The organism is Luteimonas sp. 3794, assembly GCF_031456825.1.
GTDB lineage: Bacteria > Pseudomonadota > Gammaproteobacteria > Xanthomonadales > Xanthomonadaceae > Luteimonas.
Window position 1 is genome coordinate 82,688 of the sequence record NZ_JAVDVJ010000006.1, and the last position, 15,999, is coordinate 98,686.

Below are 15,999 nucleotides of genomic sequence, written 5' to 3' on the forward strand. Positions count from 1 at the left end.
TGACGCTGGCGTGCGGGCTCGCAACGGCCTCGGACCTCCGCTTCGATTTCCCTGCCGTCGCCAGCGCAGATGAGGCCGGAATCGAGAGGGCAGTGGCGGTGCTCTCGGCGCGCGTGCTGTCCGCCGGGGCCGCGGGACAGTTGGACGTGCCAGTGGCCGGTCTGGCGCAGTTGCGCATCGCGGCGCGGCAGGATCGCGAGGCGGTCGACGCTGTCCGCGAGGTGATGGACGACGCGGCTGCAAAGGGGGATGACGAACGTGCGCGGCGTTGGGTGCCCTATCTGATCTATGTGCAGTCTCGTGTAGACCGGAAGGACCGGTTCGACCAGGCCTATGCCGCAGCGTTTGAAGACTATTTCGCGGGACTCGACGATCTGGAGGCGAACCGGACGCAGTCCTGGTTCGGCGGTGATCTGGCGCGCGCGAAAGCCGATCTCCTGGCTGCTGCCTCAAGGCTGGGAAACGCAGGGCCCCTCGCGCTGGATGACGCCCTCGGGCTTGCGCGTCGGCAGGCCTTCGTGGATGTGCTCGCCGCGGCGTCAAGAACCTCGGCGTTGATCACGGCCGACGAGAACGCGCGCTACATCGTCGACGAAGACGTGCTGATCCGCACGCCGGACGGCGTCACGTTGTCCGCGGTGGTCGCGCGGAGCCGCAAGGCGGCCTCGCCATTGCCCGCAGCGATGCAATTCACGATCTACACCGTACCGACCGCCAGTCGCGCAACCGCATTGCAGGCGGCGGCGCGCGGCTATGCGGGCGTGGTCGTGGACGCGCGCGGAAAGCGGTTGAGCACAGACGCGATCCGGCCGTACGAAACCGAGGTCGATGATGCATCGGCAGCCGTCGACTGGATCGCGCGCCAGTCCTGGAACGACGGCCGCGTGGCCATGTACGGCGGCAGTTATTCCGGGTTCGCAGCCTGGGCGGCGACCAAGCGCATGCCGTCGGCGTTGAAGACCATCGTGCCGTATGCGGCCGCAATTCCGGGCTTCGGGCTGCCGATGGAGAACAACGTCTTTCTGAGCGCAAACTATGCGTGGCCGTTCTACGTGGCCGGCAACCGTCTGCTGGATGACGCGATCTATTCCGATCGCGAACGCTGGCAACGCCTGCCCGAAGCCTGGTATGCCAGCGGTCGTCCGTATCGCGAGATTGACCGGGTCGACGGCACGCCGAATCCCTCGCTGCAACGCTGGCTCTCGCATCCGGCTTACGACAGCTACTGGCAGGCAATGGTGCCCTACGGCGGCGACTTTGCTCGCATCGACATTCCGGTGCTGACGATCACCGGCTACTACGACGACGGCCAGATCTCCGCATTGCAGTACTTCAAGGAACACCTGCGGCACCGTCCGGACGCGGCGCACTATCTGCTGATCGGCCCCTACGATCATTTCGGCGCGCAGGCGCCTTTCAAGCCGCGCAACGTAGGCGGTTACGACATCGATCCGGTCGCGCAGTTCGACACACAGGAGATCACCTTCCAGTGGCTGGACCATGTGCTGCACGGCGGGCCGCGTCCGGCGTTGCTGCGCGACAGGGTCAATTACCAGCTGATGGGTGCCGACGCTTGGCACCACGCTTCGTCGCTGGAGGATGCTGCAGAGGCGACGACACTCCATCTGTCTGGTAACGCCTGCGGGCTGTACCACTGCCTCGCGCCCTCGGCGACGCCGACGGCGCCACTGGTGCAGACCGTCGACTTCGCCGACCGCACGACGGAGGGACACGGCTACTACCCGAATCCCGTTGTGCGCGACGGCATCGAAGTGGACAGCGGGTTCGCGTTCGTCAGCGCCCCGTTCGAGCCGCCGACATCGGTGGTCGGCACGTTCGCGGGCGAGTTGAAGGTGCGCATCAACAAGCGCGATTTCGACTTCAGTGTCTCGCTCTACGAGCTGATGCCCGACGGGAAGGTCATGCAGCTGTCGTACTACGTAGGCCGGGCGAGCTATGCCCATGATCCGGCCCGCCGTGAACTGTTGACGCCCGGCGAATGGACCACCGTGCCGTTCGAGCGCACACGCATGACTGGCCGCAAGATGCTGGCAGGCAGCCGGCTGTTGGTGGTAGTGGACGTGCTGAAGGATGCGCGCCATCAGGTCAACATGGGCACGGGTTGGGATGTCAGCGACGAATCCGTCGCCGATGCGAAAGAGCCGCTGGTGATCGAATGGCATCCGGACAGCTCGATCCAAGTGCCGCTGCGGCGCGAGTGACGCCACTCAATCGCGACACGGCGAGCAGGTCGCGAATACAAAGGGCGCGTTCTCTGACGCGCCCTTGTCGTATCGGCAGATAGCGCGGACTCAGCCGGCAGGGGTCTTGCGCTTCGTCGCCCGCTTGCGCGCGGTCTTCGCCGCGGGCTTCGCTTTCGCCGGGCGCGCGCCTTCCGCATGCGATGCGATGAACGCCCGCACCTGCGGATACACCTGGGTACGCCAGCGCCGGCCGCTGAAGATGCCGTAATGGCCGGCGCCCTCGACCGTGAGATGCGCGCGGTCGGCTTCGGAGACGCCGGTGCACAGCGTGTGCGCGGCGCGGGTCTGGCCTTCGCCCGAGATGTCGTCGAGCTCGCCCTCGATCGTGAGCAGCGCGGTGCCGGTGATCTTCGACGGATCCACGCGCTCGCCCGAGACGACCCATTCGCCGCGCGGCAGCAGATGCTGCTGGAACACCACGCGGATCGTGTCGAGGTAGTACTCGGCCGGCATGTCGAGCACGGCGTTGTACTCGTCGTAAAAACGGCGGTGCGACTGCGCGTCGTCGTCGTCGCCCTTGACCAGATCGCGATAGAAATCCCAGTGCGATTCGAGGTGGCGCTCGGGATTCATCGCCATGAAGCCCATGTGCTGCAGGAAGCCCGGATACACCAGACGACCGCGGCCGGGGTAGTTCATCGGCACCGGATGGATCACGTTCTGTTCGAACCATTCGTGCGGCTTTTCGGTCGCGAGGTTGTTGACCGCGGTCGGCGATTCCCGGGTGTCGATCGGGCCGCCCATCATCACCAGCGAACGCGGCGTGGCTTCGCCACGCGCCGCCATCAGCGATACCGCCGCGAGCACCGGCACGGTCGGCTGGCACACGCTGACCACATGCAGCGACTCGGCGCCGATGTGGCGGATGAAGTCCTCGATGTAGGCGATGTAGTCGTCGAGCGAGAACCCACCGGCCTCCGCCGGCACCATGCGCGCGTCGATCCAGTCGGTCACGTAGACCTTGTGGTCGCGCAGCAGCGTGCGCACGGTGTCGCGCAGCAGGGTCGAATGGTGGCCCGACAGCGGTGCGACGACGAGGACCGTCGGCTGGGCCTTGATGACCTCGAGATGCGCCGGGTCATCGGTGTAGCGCTTGAAGCGCAGCAGCTTGCAGAACGGCTTGACCAGCGCGTCGAGCTGCACGACCGGATAGGTGCGCTCGTTGTCGTCGTTGTCGACGGCGTGGATGTCGAACGCCGGCTTCTCGTAGTCCTTGCCGATGCGGTACAGCAGCTCGTTGGCAGCGGAGAGCTGCTCGGAGCCGGGCAGGTTGGACAGCCAGGTGCTGTCGGCGCCGAACACTCGCGCATTGGCATCGGCCAGCAGCGTCCACGGCTTCATCCAGGCGCGGCCCATTTCGTGCAGTTGGTAGAACAGCATCGGCATTCCAGTCAGGTGGTTGCTGCATCGCAGCATATCGTATCGGCCGCGGCGGCCCGAACTGGAGACGCCCGCCGGTTCAGGCCCGCGAAGGCGCGGCGTCAGCCGGTTTCGAGCGTCGTGGCGTGATCGGCCAGCTGCGGCGAGAGCCAGCAGTGCGAGCCGAGTGCGCGGAAGCCGGCGGCAGCGAAGCGTTCACGGTAGAAGCGCGCGGGGCGCTGCTTGAAGCCGTCCTCGTCGCCCTCGGCGCAGTCCTCGCGCGTGAAGCATTCGAGGAACGCGACACCGCCGGTGAGTTCGGCCAGGCCGGGCAGGCCGCGGTCCAGTTCGCGGGTCTCGAGGTAGTGCAGCACATCGCTGCAGATCAGCAGGTCGACGGGCGGGCACGGGCGCAGCATCTCGAAATCTGCGAAGCGCGCGTGGTGCAGATTGCGCGCGCGACCGAAGCGCGACACCGCGTACTCGCTGGCATCGAAGCCGAGGTACTGCGCCTTCGGGCGCAGCTTGAGCAGCGGCGCGCGCCAGACACCTTCGCCGGCGCCGATGTCGAGCACCGTGCGCAGCGGACGTTCGAGATGGTATTCGGCCGTTGCGACCGCGAGTGCGACCTTGCGCGACAGGCGTGCGGGTCCGCCGATGTCGCCGGCGCGATACCAGCGGTCGAAATAGGCGCGGTCGTATTGCTTGGACATCGAGGGGCCGGAGCTGTGCGGGGACGCGCATTCTAGGTGGTGTCGTCGGCTGCGACACAGCGTCGCGGGCCATGCCCCGCATGCGAAACCGAAGCGCGGGCGTGCGATCCTTGCCCCTCAGTCGAGGGAGCCAACGCGATGCAAGCCTATCTGTGGGTCAAGACTTTCCACCTCGTCTTCGTGATGGCATGGGTCGCCGCCGCGTTCTATCTGCCGCGCATTCTCATCAACCTCGTCGAGGCCGGCGAGACCGTCGACGTGCGCGCGCGCCTGGTGCTGATGGGCCGCCGCCTGTACCGCTTCGGTCACGTGATGCTTGGCTTGGCGCTGGGGCTGGGTGTGGTGCTGTGGATGGGCTACACGTTCATCACCGATTTTCCGACGATGGCACCGATGGGCAGCGGCGCAGGCTGGCTGCACGCGAAGCTGGGGCTGGTGCTGCTGCTGATCGTGCATTACGTGATGGCCGGACGCTGGCTCAAGGGCGTCGACAAGGGCCGCTCGCTGCCGTCGACAAAAGCGTTGCGTTGGTTCAACGAGATTCCGGTGCTGCTGCTGGTCGGCGTGGTGTGGCTGGTATTGGCCAAGCCGTTCTGAGTGCAGCGCTGGCGGCGCCGACGACTCAGCTACTGCCGACGCCGGCGTGGAAGCCGGCAACGAACTCGGGGATCGCGCCGCACGCGAGCAGCACAAGTGCTGCGCCCAGCAAAAGATTCCGGTTGTTGCGGCGATAGCCGATGACCAGCAAGGTCAGGCCGACAACGAGCAATCCAATCTGCAGTGCATCCATGCGCGCATCCCGCGGTACGTGACGACCGAGGCGGGCGCGGCCCGCCGAGGTCAAGTCGCGGAAGTGTCGGCGCTATCTGCCGGTGGTTCAAGGTCTCCCTCTGTTCGGACCTGGGGGTCAGAGGGGAACGGGGAACGCCTGGTCATCCAATGAGCTTGATCATCATCCCGGCGAAAGCCGGGATCCAGTGACTCTGGCTGTCACCTTGGAAGCGGACGTTTTTCTGTTGCGCCGGCTTTCGCGCGAACGACATTCGCGGCGGATTCTGCGTCTCAAGGCGCTGGATCCCGGCTTTCGCCGGGATGACGCGGTCGTCTTGTTGCTTGATGACCCTCGGCCCAAACCTGCTTGGATTCCAACAGGAAGCGCTAGCGCTTTGGCCACTCATTCCGGGATGAGGAGGGGAGCTTGGGAGCCACGGGCGCCCGTTCCGGCGAATGCCTCGAGGCAACGCGATTGCCAAAGCGCGGAGGGGGCTGGCGTCAGAGAAAGCGCGAGCCGAGTGGGAGTCGAAACCTCCCGATCCGATCGCGCTGCAATCCAAAATAATGTCCCCACCCAACCCTCCCCCGCAGGCGGGGGAGGGCGCACTATCCTCACTCGTGCGGCGTCACCGATGCATCGATGCGGGCGAAGCTCCGGTCGCCGAAGCCGCCATTTGTGCTGCCATCGGAGATCGAGAACAGCCGTTCGGACAGGCCGTAGTCGCTATTGCCCAGGTTCCGGCCCAGCGACAGTGCGAAATCCCAGGCGGCCGGCGTGGGATAGCTGCCGTCGGTGTTCATGTAGCCGAGCAGGTTGCCCAGGCTCATGTGCGCGCCGTTGTCGACGGCGGCCGCGGTCTGCCCGGCAAGTGCGTTCATCTGGGTTTCGCTGAAGCCCAGCGTCACCGTCTGGCCTTCGGCGACAGGCGCGCCGTCGAGGCCACCGCTCAGCGCAGCGTTGAGCAACTGCACGTTGTTGGCGTCGACCTGGACGTCGAAGCTGTAGACGCGGGCGTCGGCAATCTCGTTGCCGGCCGCATCCCAGCGCTGGCTGATGTTCATCGGCACGTTGCCCGAATACTGCAGATCGACGCTGCGCTCGATGCTGCCGTCGGCGTGCGTGGTCACCACCATGTTGCCGGTGTTCTTTGCGCCGTCCAGCGACAGGTTCACCGGGCCCAACTTGGCGCTGAGATTGGTCTGTGAGCTGTAGTCGAGGCGTTCGACGGTGGCGACGTTGGCCACGCCGCCGCCGTTCGCATCGGGCAGGGTGCCGGTGGCAAGGAAATCGTTGTAGGCGGCCTGGCCGGCCTCGTTCGACAGGTCGAATTCGGCGGTGCGCAGCGTCGCGCCCGACAGACTGTCGTTGCGGCCGAGCATGATGTTGCCGATGCCGAATTCCACACCGACACCGTTGTAGGCCTTCACGGCCTCGGTCGGCCCGGCGGTCACCCGCACGGTGTCTTCGCCGGTGCGTGCGACGACCGTGCTGACGCCGGTCTCGTCGGTCACCTTGGTCTGCGTGGCGATGTTGCGGAACGTCGCCTTGAACTCGTTGGTGGTGTAGTCCGAACCGTTCATCGTGACCGTCGCGCCGACCGGCATCGACTGCGGGTCGAACGGGTTGACCGACAATGGATCCACGCCGGCGTCGGCCGGCATCGCCACCTGGTAGGACGCGCGGATGCCGTCGGTGCGGCCCAGTTCGAGACCGGCCTGGGGTGTGCTCACGCCGCCCTTGAGGAACACCGACACATCGCTCGAGGCCTTGTACGTGGTCACGCCATTGGCGGTGTTGACGCTGCCGCTGATCGACGCGTTCGCGCCGCCGCCGAAGCTCACGCCGTAGCCGTTCGCGCTCTTGACCGATTCATTGAACGCCACGCCGCCAGACGCGGTGACCGAGCCGGCATCCGGATTGACGCTGACGTTGCCGCTGGTCGATGTCGTCGACTGGTGCACAGTGCCGGCGTCGCTGGTGTAGGTGGTGCGCGCATCGCTACGCGTGCTCTGGTTGGCGCTGATGCCGCCGGTGTTGGAGATCGACACGCCCTGGCTGCTGCTGTCGGTGACACGCGAGGGAATCACCAGCGCGTCATCGGGGTAGACCATGTCCGGATTCGAGATCTGCGGATTGGCCTTCAGAAGATCCTGGGTGGAGACGCCGTACTGGTTCGCGATCTGGACCAGGCTCTCGGCCGGCTGCACGGTGTGGCGCAGCGGTTCGGCGGTCGGGGCTGGGGGAAGATGCGACGTTGAATGCGACGTGGTCGGATTGATGCTCATGCGCGCGTTCTGCAGGGGGAAGTGATAGGCGCAGAATATCGGGACGTGCTTTTCGAGGCAGCTGGGGTTATCCCCAGGTCGCACGCTGCCGACGCCTGTGATGGGCGTTGGCGGGCGATCGCCGCCGGCGGAGGGCACCCTTTGTTGTGCGCAGACCCAGACGAGCGAATGGCTTGGCGCGTCGGATCGATACGCCGCGTCAATCTGCGGACAGCGTGTCCGGGCAGGCATGTGGCGTCACGCCAGGGTCGCGGTCGGCCATCACCCGGTTGCGGCCGGCGTGCTTGGCCCGGTACATGGCGTCGTCCGCGCGCCGCAGCAGCGCCACCGCTTGTTCATCGTCCGCCTGCAGCGTGGTGACGCCGATGCTGGCGGTGAGCTGCAGCTCGGGCACGCCCAGCGTGGCCGCGGTCTCGGCGATCCGGTGCCGCATGGCGTCGAGCCGCTCGCGTGCGTGCTGCGCGTCGACCCCAGGCAGCAGTACCAGGAACTCCTCGCCGCCCATGCGCACCACGTCGTCGCGCCGCCGCACGCCGGTCGCCAGCGCCTCGGCTACCGCCACCAGCACGCGATCGCCGACGTCGTGGCCGTGGGTGTCATTGATGCGCTTGAACAGATCGATGTCGACGAAGCCCAGCGACAGCGGTATTGCCGTACGTCGTGCCTCGGCGAAGCAGCGGTCCAGCTGCGCGAGGCCGGCGCGACGGTTGGGCAGGCCGGTCAGGGAATCGGTGTCCGCCAGCTGGCGCATCGCATCGCGCTGGGCGCGCAGTTGCCCGTAGCGGTTGGTCAGCGTGTAGGCCATCACGATCAGGAACCAGGTGGCGACCAGCTGGATGAGCTCGACCCGGTACTCGACCACGATCCGGCTGGTGGCGATCGGCGGGATGAAGAGGATGATCACCGGCGCGGCCGCGGCGATCAGCGCGAAGGCGCGGCGATCGCCGCGCCGGATCGACAACACCGCAATCAGGGTCAGCGTCACCGTCAGCAATAGCGACGCGTGGTCGAGGATCCACCACGCCGCCCCGAGCGCGGCGTACGGCAGCAGCGGCACCACCAGCCCGGCGATGACGAACCCGCGCACGCTCCAGTGCGCGCCGTGACGCAGCGCCGGCCACAGGCCGACCACGCCCGACTGGCTCCACAGGCCGTACTGCAGCGCGGCGAAGGCGAAGGCCGTGAATGCGACCTGCCACCGGGTTTCGTGGTCACCCACCGGAAGCCAGGGGACCGGGTAGCCGCTCAACCCGTTCAGCGTGGCCTGCCACAGCAACAGCACCAGGCACATCGCGACGTGCGCCAGGAAGGTGCGGTCGCGCGCGCCGATGTAGCCCATGAGCGCCGAGAAGGCCAGCGCCAGCGCGATCGCCAGACACGCCGTGCGCACCACCAGGCGCAGCGTGTCCTCCTGCTGGACGGGGCTGGGGCCACCGATGCGGATGGTCGGGATCCACTGCGGCTGCACGGGAGCACGCCATGCCACGCGCACCGGATCATCGGTGCCTGCGGGCGGCACGACGACCAGGCCCACGCCGGCGCGGAAGCGCGAATCGCGGGTACGTGCGTCGTGCATCCGACCACAGACCACGCGGTCGCCCAGCCCGACCATGACCTCGCCGGCGAACACGTTGAAGACACTGATGGCCTGCGGCGCACCCGGCCAGCCGCCGGCCGGCGCCGGGATTTCGACAGTCTGCACGCCGGCCAGGGCCTCGGGATCGCAGGCTCGCATCGGCGTGCCGTCGTGGGTGGCGGTGCCGCCGAGCAGGAACCGCGGCGCCTGTGCGGACCGGTCGTCCGCCGCGGCGGCGGACACGGCCACGAGCAGCAGCCCTGCCAGCAGGCAGCGCCACGCTCTACGAGGTGTCCAGAGTCGAATCATCACTGCGCCCGGTGGGTGCGGGCACCTGACGCCCGCGCGTTGGGCAATGCAAGAAGCGTACCGGGGCCCCGACACGCCGACGGGTGGCGCCGTTTCATGTCGATCAGCCCGCAGGCTTCACCCGGTGCACGTCGTGTGTCGCCATGCCGATCTCGCGGTCGGGCAGGTCGAACCACTGCGGATGCTGCAGGGTGCGGTCCATGTCGTGCAGCCCGGTGTCCCAGTGCTCGCGTAGCGAGATGCGCCCGAAGGCGTAATCCTTGTTCTGCTGCTCATGGGACTTGGTCTGGTAGATCAGATGGATGACGTTGAACACGCGGTCGTCGAGATAGGGCGCCAGCGCCGATTCCAGGTGCGGCGGCAGCTTGCGGTCGGGCAGGTGCGCGATCAGCTCCTTCAGTGACGTGCGCAGTTTCTGCGCCGTCTCGACCATCTGGGTGCCGTGCCGGGTGCGGCTGGAGAAGCGGATGTCCTTGGCCCGTTCCAGCACGTCGAGCAGCGAGCGCGGCCGCGGGCCGCGGGCGCTCCACAGGTCGACCTGGAACACCAGCGTGTCCTCATGCGGATGGCAGTCGAGGATGTACTCGAGCGGTGTGTTCGACACGATGCCGCCGTCCCAGTACGGCTCGCCATCGATTTCGACCGCGGGAAACGCGGGCGGCAACGCACCGGAGGCGAGGATGTGCTCGACCCGGATCGTTTCCCGCGCGCTGTCGAAATAGCGGAAATTGCCGCGCATGACATTGGTCGCGCCGACCGTCAGGCGCACCGCGTGGTCATGGTTGATGCGGTCGAAATCGACGAAGCGCAGCAGCGTCTCGCGCAACGGCGCGGTGTCGTAGAAGCTGGTCGCGGCGTCGCTGCCATCGCCAGGCACCAGCAGCGGCGAGACCGTCCGTGCCTCGAAGAAGCCGCGCTGGCCCTGCAGCATCGCGCCCATCGCGCTCATGCCGCGGGCCCACGACAGCAGCGCGGGATGTTCCGGCAGGCTGGCGACCATGGTGCGGATCGCCAGTGCGGGCAGCGAGACCGGCCCCGCGGGCTCGGTGATGACGTTCCAGAACGCCTGCAGTTGCGCAATGCGGTTCTCGGGGGCATTGCCGGCGAGGATCGCCGCGTTAATGGCCCCGATCGAGATGCCCGCGAACCAGTTCGGGGCGATGCCTTCGGCGTGCAGACGCTCGTAGACGCCACACTGGTAGGCGCCGAGCGCACCGCCACCCTGCAGCACCAGCGCGACCATGGGATAGCGCGCGACCCGCTCGCGCACGGCGGCCTCGGTGCGGGTCTGGCTCACTGCATGTACCAGCCGTGGCTGACCACCAGGCTCTGGCCGGTGAGCGCATTGGTCTCGAACGCGGCGAGCATCAGCGCGACATTGGCCACGTCGTCGACGGTGGTGAATTCGCCGTCGACGGTGTCCTTGAGCATCACGTTCTGGATCACCTCGTCCTCACTGATGCCCAGCTCCTTCGCCTGCTCGGGAATCTGCTTGTCGACCAGCGGCGTGCGCACGAAGCCCGGGCAGATCACATTGGCGCGAACGCCGTAGGCCGCGGCTTCTTTCGCGACCGTGCGGGCGAGTCCCAGCAGGCCGTGCTTGGCGGTGACGTAGGGCGCCTTGAGCTTGGACGCCGTGTGCGAATGCACCGAACCCATATAGATGATCGCGCCGCCGGTCTTGCGGGTTTCCATGTCGCGCAGGCATTCGCGCGTGGTCAGGAAGGCGCCGTCGAGATGGATGGCGAGCATCTTCTTCCAGTCGGCGTAGCTGAAATCGGTGATCTTGTTGACGATCTGGATGCCGGCGTTCGACACCAGTACGTCGACCTGGCCGTAGTGCGCGACCGCCTTGGCGATACCGTCGACAACCTGGGCCTCGTCGGTCACGTCCATGGCCACGGCCAGTGCATCGCCGCCGGCGTTGCGGATCTCGGTCGCGGTCGCTTCGGCAGCGTCGAGCTTGAGATCGGCGATGACGACCTTGCCGCCCGCCTGGGCGTAGACCTCGGCGATGCGCTTGCCGATGCCGCTGGCCGCGCCGGTGACCACGCAGACCTTGCCGTCGAGTCGATTCATGGATGCCGCTCCGCTTCGGATGGGGATGCGGCCAGCTTAGCCCGGCGATGCGACAGGGCGCGTCGTACTTTCGGGCGATGCACCATCCGCGTTGCGGGAGGCGGACGCAGGTATGGCCGGTGTAGGAGCGCCCTTGGGCGCGATCGGGCTTTGCCGAGCAAGCCCATCGCGCGCGAGCGCGCTCCTACCCGTTCGCGGCTGCGGATCAGCTGCAGCGCGATCGAGGCGCTGTCTGCGTTGCGGGGCGGGACGCGGATATGGCCCCTGTAGGAGCGCCCTGGGGCGCGATGTGGCTCTGGTCGGAAAGCCCATCGCGCGCAAGCGCGCTCCTACAGATGTGTGCGGCGGCCTCAGTCGGCGGCGCGCGCTGGTGCATCGACCGGCGTCATCACCGGCAGGTCCACCGGTACGCCGTCGGCGTTGCAGTGGCCGGTGGCGCATAGCTGCGCACGCAGCGCGGGCGTGGCCTGCACGAGGATGTGGTAGATCGCGTTCTGCTCCATCGTGCCGCGCACCGCGTCGCTGCCCGGGCCGCGCGCCCAGATGCCGACGTCGTCGCCGCCGTGCGATTCGCTGCCCAGCGGCACCAGGGCTTCCTGCATGAAGTCCGGATGCTCGGTGTCGACCTCGCGCAGGTCCGGGCGGCCGATCGCCGGCTCGAAGCTGCTGGGCTTGTGGTAGTGGATCTTGGTGCCCGCCGGTTGCTGGTTGCTGGCACCGGTATGGCCGGGGCCATTGGCGTAGACCAGGGTGGTGTAGGGCAGGCCGGTCGCGTCGAGCGCGTACTCGGCCGGGTTGCCTTCCTCACCGGAGCGACCGCGTACCTTGCCCAGGATCGGATTGCCGCGCGCCGGATAGCCCACGAAACTCAGCGTGTGCGAATGGTCGGCGGTGACGAGGATCAAGGTGTCGTCGGCGGACGTCATCTCGGCGGCGGCCTGCACCGCGCGCGACATCGCCACGGTCTCGTCGAGCGCACGGAAGGCGTTGCCCTCGTGACTGGCGTGGTCGATGCGGCCACCTTCGACCAGCAGCACATAGCCCTTGCCGTCGCGGGCCAGACGCTCGATCGCGAAGCGGGTCATCTCTGCCAGATCCGGTTCGCCGGATTCGCTCTGGTCGCGGTCGTGCTCGTACTGCATGTGGTCGGGCTCGAACAGGCCGAACACCGCCTCGGCGTCTTTCGCCGCGCGCAGCTGCGCGGTGTTCCAGACGAAGGCGCCGCCGGGATTGGCCGCCCGCCATTCGGCAGTAAGGTCGCGGCCGTCGAGGCGCTGGCCGACCTTGTCGTCGTACTCGGGATCGCGCTCACTGGCCGGCATGAACATGCCGCGTCCGCCGCCCATCAACACACGCGGGCCTTTGCCGGGGGCGAAGTCGAGGATCTGCTGGGCGATGTCGCGACAGCCTGCAGCGCGGGCTTCTTCGGGCAGGTCGGCGTCGCTTTCCCAGTTGCGGTCCGGCGCGTGGGCGTAGGTCGCGGCCGGGGTGGCGTGGGTGAGGCGGGTGGTGGTCACGATGCCCGTGTCGAGGCCCGCATCGTTCGCCAGCCGCAGCCAGGACTGCAGATGGCGGCCGCGGCTGCCGGCACAGTCGAGACGGTTGCCGGCCGAGACGCCGATCGCGCCCATATGCGATTTCACGCCAGTGGCGATGGCGGTCATCGTGCCGGCCGAGTCGGGGGTCTGCGAGTCGGTGTTGTAGGTCTTGCTGAGCGCGGTAGCCGGGAAATGCTCCCAGCTCAGCTGGTGTTCCTCGCCGCTGCCGCCGTTGCGCTGGCCCTCGAGGATGCGCGCGGCGGCGACCGTGGTCAGGCTCATGCCGTCGCCGAGGAAGACGATGACGTTCTTCGCCTGGCCGTCCATCGCCCCATTGCCGGCTGCGCGCGCGGCTCCGCTGCGGTACCACCAGGGCGCGGTTTCGGCGACGCGGCTGGCGGCGGGTGGAACATCGATGGGGCGGATCCGGGTGGCGCCGGCCGGATCGGTGGAGGCGCACGCGGCGCAGAGCAGGGTCAGGGCGCAGGCGAAGCCGATGGGGAGAACACGCATGGGGCAGGGGATTCCGGAAAAAACGCCGGGCAATTATGCCCGCCGCGCATTGCAGCCCGAAGGCGGGATGCGCGCGGGACGAGGACATTTCCGCGGAACGCGATCAGTGATATCGACCCCATCGTTCTGCTTGTGGGACGCTGGCGTCCCGGTGCCGGCATCGCCAGCATGGAAGCGCTCACGTATCGTCGCCTGTTGAAGTCGCGGACACTCTTCGAATGAAAGCTCTGGCCTGGTGGTTGCGCATTCCGTTCTGGCAACGCGTGCTCGGCGCGTTCGTGCTCGGCGCGCTGGTCGGGTGGCTGCTGGGCCCGGCGGCGGGCACTTGGCTGCAGCCGCTGGGCACGTTGTACGTCAACCTGATCCGCATGATCGCGGTGCCGCTGGTGTTCTTCGCGGTGATGAATGCTGTGGCCGCCCTGCACGGGCAGCAATCGATCGCCGCGCTCGGCGGTCGCACATTCGGCTGGTTCGCCGCGACTGCGGTGCTCGCGGTCGGCATCGGCTTTGCGGTCGCCTACACCTTCAATCCGGGGCTCAGCGTCGAGGCGGGTTCGCTAACCGCGGCCGCCGACTACACGCCGCGCGAGGTGCCGACGCCGGTCGAAGTGCTGCTCAACGTGGTGCCGACCAATCCGTTCGCGGCGCTGTCGAACGGCAACATCCTGCAGGTGATCTTCTTCGCCGGGCTGGTCGGCTTCGCGCTGGTGAAGCTGGGCGAACGCGTCGCGGCATTGCGCACGCTGGTCGGCCAGGCCAGCGACGCGATGATCCAGGTCACGCGCTTCGTGCTGGAGCTCACGCCGATCGGCACCTTCGGCCTGATCGCCGCGCTCGTGGGCACCTACGGCTTCGAGCGGCTGCTGCCGCTGGGCAATTTCGTCATCGCGCTCTACGTCGCCTGCGCGGTGCACATCCTATTCGTCTACGGTGGTCTGCTGCTGGCCCACGGGCTCAATCCGCTGAAGTTCTTCCGCGGCGCCGCGCCCGGCATGCAGGTCGCGTTCGTCAGTTCGTCGAGCCTGGCGTCGATGCCGGTCGCGCTGCGCAGCGTGACCCACAACCTCGGCGTCAACCGCGATTACGCCGCGTTCGCCGTGCCGCTGGGCGCGACGATCAAGATGGACGGCTGCGGCGCGATCTATCCGACGCTCGCGGCGGTGTTCATCGCCCAGTACTTCGGGATCGAACTGAGTTTCGCCCAGTACGCGGCGATCCTGCTGGCCTCGGTGCTCGGCAGCTTTGGCACCGCCGGCGTGCCGGGCACGGCCGTGGTCATGGCGACCGTGGTGCTCTCGGCGGCCGGCCTGCCCCTTGAAGGTCTCGGCCTGTTGCTGGCGATCGACCGCATCCTCGACATGATGCGCACGATGACCAATGTCACCGGGCAGATGCTGGTGCCGGTGCTGGTCGCGCGCGAGACCGGGCTGCTGGACCGCGAGATCTACGAATCGGCGCGCAGCAATGTCGGGCTCGAGGATGTCGACAGCGAGACTGAAGCGCAAAAATAGCGGATCGCGTCGGATTCAACGGCCGCTCTTCCCCGTGGCGCGCTGAGCGCCTCATCGCAGGTGTCGACTTATTCCGGATCCCGCTGCGTCGCAGAGTGGGAGCGCGCACGTGGTGAGGAACGGACGCATGCTGATTCCAGTGCGCAGACGGAGCGACGATCTGCCGCGTGCGTCGTGCCTGCATCCGCCTCAGACGGCCGCGTCGGCACCGCGCGCACCGCGCCGGTTGAGCCAGGCGGCGAATGCGGCCGCGGTGAAGAACATCAGCAGGCTGTAGACCGCGGCCGGCGCCGACATCGTTGCGTTGCCGAGCACGCTGAGCGCGATGAAGATCGCCAACGTGCCGTTGTGGATCCCGATCTCCATCGCAATCGCGATCGCCTGCCGGCGCGGCAGTTTCAGCGCACGCGGCGCTGCGTAGCCCGTGCCCATGCTGACGAGATTGAACAGCAGACAGGCGATGCCGACCGCGGCGAAGTACGCGAGCAGCGTGTCCCAGGTACTGGCGACGGCAGCGACGATCAGCAAGGCGAGCACGACTACTGAAAGCAACCGGATCGGTTTCTCCATGCGCGACGCGAAGCCGGTCGCGAACGCGCGCACCAGCATGCCGATGCTGACCGGCAGCAGGATGATCAGCGCGACCTCGACGATCTTGCGCGTCGGTGGCGGCACGTACTGGCCGGCGCCGAGGAAGAATTCCAGCGACAGGTCGAGGATGATCGGCAGCGTGAGCAGGCACAGCACGCTGTTGACCGCGGTCAGGGTAATGTTGAGCGCCACGTCGCCGCGCGCGATGTGGCTGTAGATGTTCGCGGTCGCGCCGCCCGGCGATGCAGCCAGCAGCATCAGGCCGACCGCGAGTTCGGGCGGTAGCCGGAACAGCAGCGCGAGCCCGAGCGCCGCCCAGGGCAGCACGCCGATCTGCAGGGCAAGACCGATCAGCACGGCGCGCGGATAGCGCGCAACACGGCGGAAATCCTCGAGCGTCAGGCCGAGGCCGAGCCCGAACATGATCACGCCCAGCGCGAGCGGCAACAGCAGTGTGGTCAGCAACGATGCCTGCATGAGACGTCC

General features: G+C 67.5%; 12 protein-coding genes. 3 read left to right on the plus strand and 9 right to left on the minus strand.

Annotated features, from left to right (window positions below):
* Positions 1–92 precede the first annotated feature (92 nt).
* On the plus strand, positions 93–2,222 hold the full coding sequence (locus J2X52_RS10485; RefSeq protein WP_310152652.1) for a CocE/NonD family hydrolase: 2,130 nt from the start codon (positions 93–95) through the stop codon (positions 2,220–2,222).
* Positions 2,223–2,312: 90 nt separating this feature from the next.
* Here J2X52_RS10485 and phaZ read toward each other — a convergent pair whose 3' ends face one another.
* The gene (gene phaZ, locus J2X52_RS10490) at positions 2,313–3,650 is read right to left on the minus strand and encodes a polyhydroxyalkanoate depolymerase (RefSeq protein WP_310152655.1); all 1,338 of its coding nucleotides are present in this window, start codon (positions 3,648–3,650) and stop codon (positions 2,313–2,315) included.
* Between the two features lie 95 nt (positions 3,651–3,745).
* A complete protein-coding gene (locus tag J2X52_RS10495) occupies positions 3,746–4,336 on the minus strand; it encodes a class I SAM-dependent methyltransferase (RefSeq protein WP_310152658.1) in 591 nt (196 codons plus the stop codon).
* Between the two features lie 138 nt (positions 4,337–4,474).
* On the opposite strand from J2X52_RS10495, the gene J2X52_RS10500 reads away from it, so the two are divergent.
* The gene (locus tag J2X52_RS10500; RefSeq protein ID WP_310152662.1) at positions 4,475–4,933 is read left to right on the plus strand and encodes a CopD family protein; all 459 of its coding nucleotides are present in this window, start codon (positions 4,475–4,477) and stop codon (positions 4,931–4,933) included.
* 25 nt (positions 4,934–4,958) lie between these two features.
* On the opposite strand, the gene J2X52_RS10505 is transcribed toward J2X52_RS10500, so the two are convergent.
* From J2X52_RS10505 to J2X52_RS10530, 6 genes are all read right to left on the minus strand, one after another.
* Positions 4,959–5,126, minus strand: coding sequence for a hypothetical protein (locus J2X52_RS10505; RefSeq protein ID WP_310152665.1), 168 nt, complete (start codon positions 5,124–5,126; stop codon positions 4,959–4,961).
* 596 nt (positions 5,127–5,722) lie between these two features.
* Positions 5,723–7,396, minus strand: a complete 1,674-nt coding sequence (locus J2X52_RS10510) for a LysM peptidoglycan-binding domain-containing protein (protein ID WP_310152671.1) — start codon at positions 7,394–7,396, stop codon at positions 5,723–5,725.
* Positions 7,397–7,595: 199 nt separating this feature from the next.
* Positions 7,596–9,221: a GGDEF domain-containing protein gene (locus tag J2X52_RS10515; protein WP_310152674.1), complete on the minus strand. Its 1,626-nt coding sequence runs from the start codon at positions 9,219–9,221 to the stop codon at positions 7,596–7,598.
* 163 nt (positions 9,222–9,384) lie between these two features.
* Complete coding sequence (locus J2X52_RS10520) at positions 9,385–10,578, minus strand: patatin-like phospholipase family protein (protein ID WP_310152676.1); 1,194 nt, start codon at positions 10,576–10,578, stop codon at positions 9,385–9,387.
* A complete protein-coding gene (locus J2X52_RS10525; RefSeq protein WP_310152679.1) occupies positions 10,575–11,360 on the minus strand; it encodes a 3-hydroxybutyrate dehydrogenase in 786 nt (261 codons plus the stop codon). Before J2X52_RS10525 ends, J2X52_RS10520 begins: the two co-directional genes overlap by 4 nt.
* Positions 11,361–11,710: 350 nt before the next feature.
* The gene (locus tag J2X52_RS10530; RefSeq protein ID WP_310152682.1) at positions 11,711–13,411 is read right to left on the minus strand and encodes an alkaline phosphatase; all 1,701 of its coding nucleotides are present in this window, start codon (positions 13,409–13,411) and stop codon (positions 11,711–11,713) included.
* A 218-nt stretch (positions 13,412–13,629) separates the two neighbouring features.
* Between J2X52_RS10530 and J2X52_RS10535 the strand changes: the two genes are divergently transcribed.
* The gene (locus tag J2X52_RS10535) at positions 13,630–14,922 is read left to right on the plus strand and encodes a dicarboxylate/amino acid:cation symporter (RefSeq protein ID WP_310152685.1); all 1,293 of its coding nucleotides are present in this window, start codon (positions 13,630–13,632) and stop codon (positions 14,920–14,922) included.
* 189 nt (positions 14,923–15,111) lie between these two features.
* Here the strand turns inward: J2X52_RS10535 and J2X52_RS10540 are convergent, their stop codons facing one another.
* Entirely contained in the window at positions 15,112–15,990 is an 879-nt protein-coding gene (locus tag J2X52_RS10540; protein WP_310152687.1) for a bile acid:sodium symporter family protein, read from the minus strand.
* Positions 15,991–15,999 lie beyond the last annotated feature (9 nt).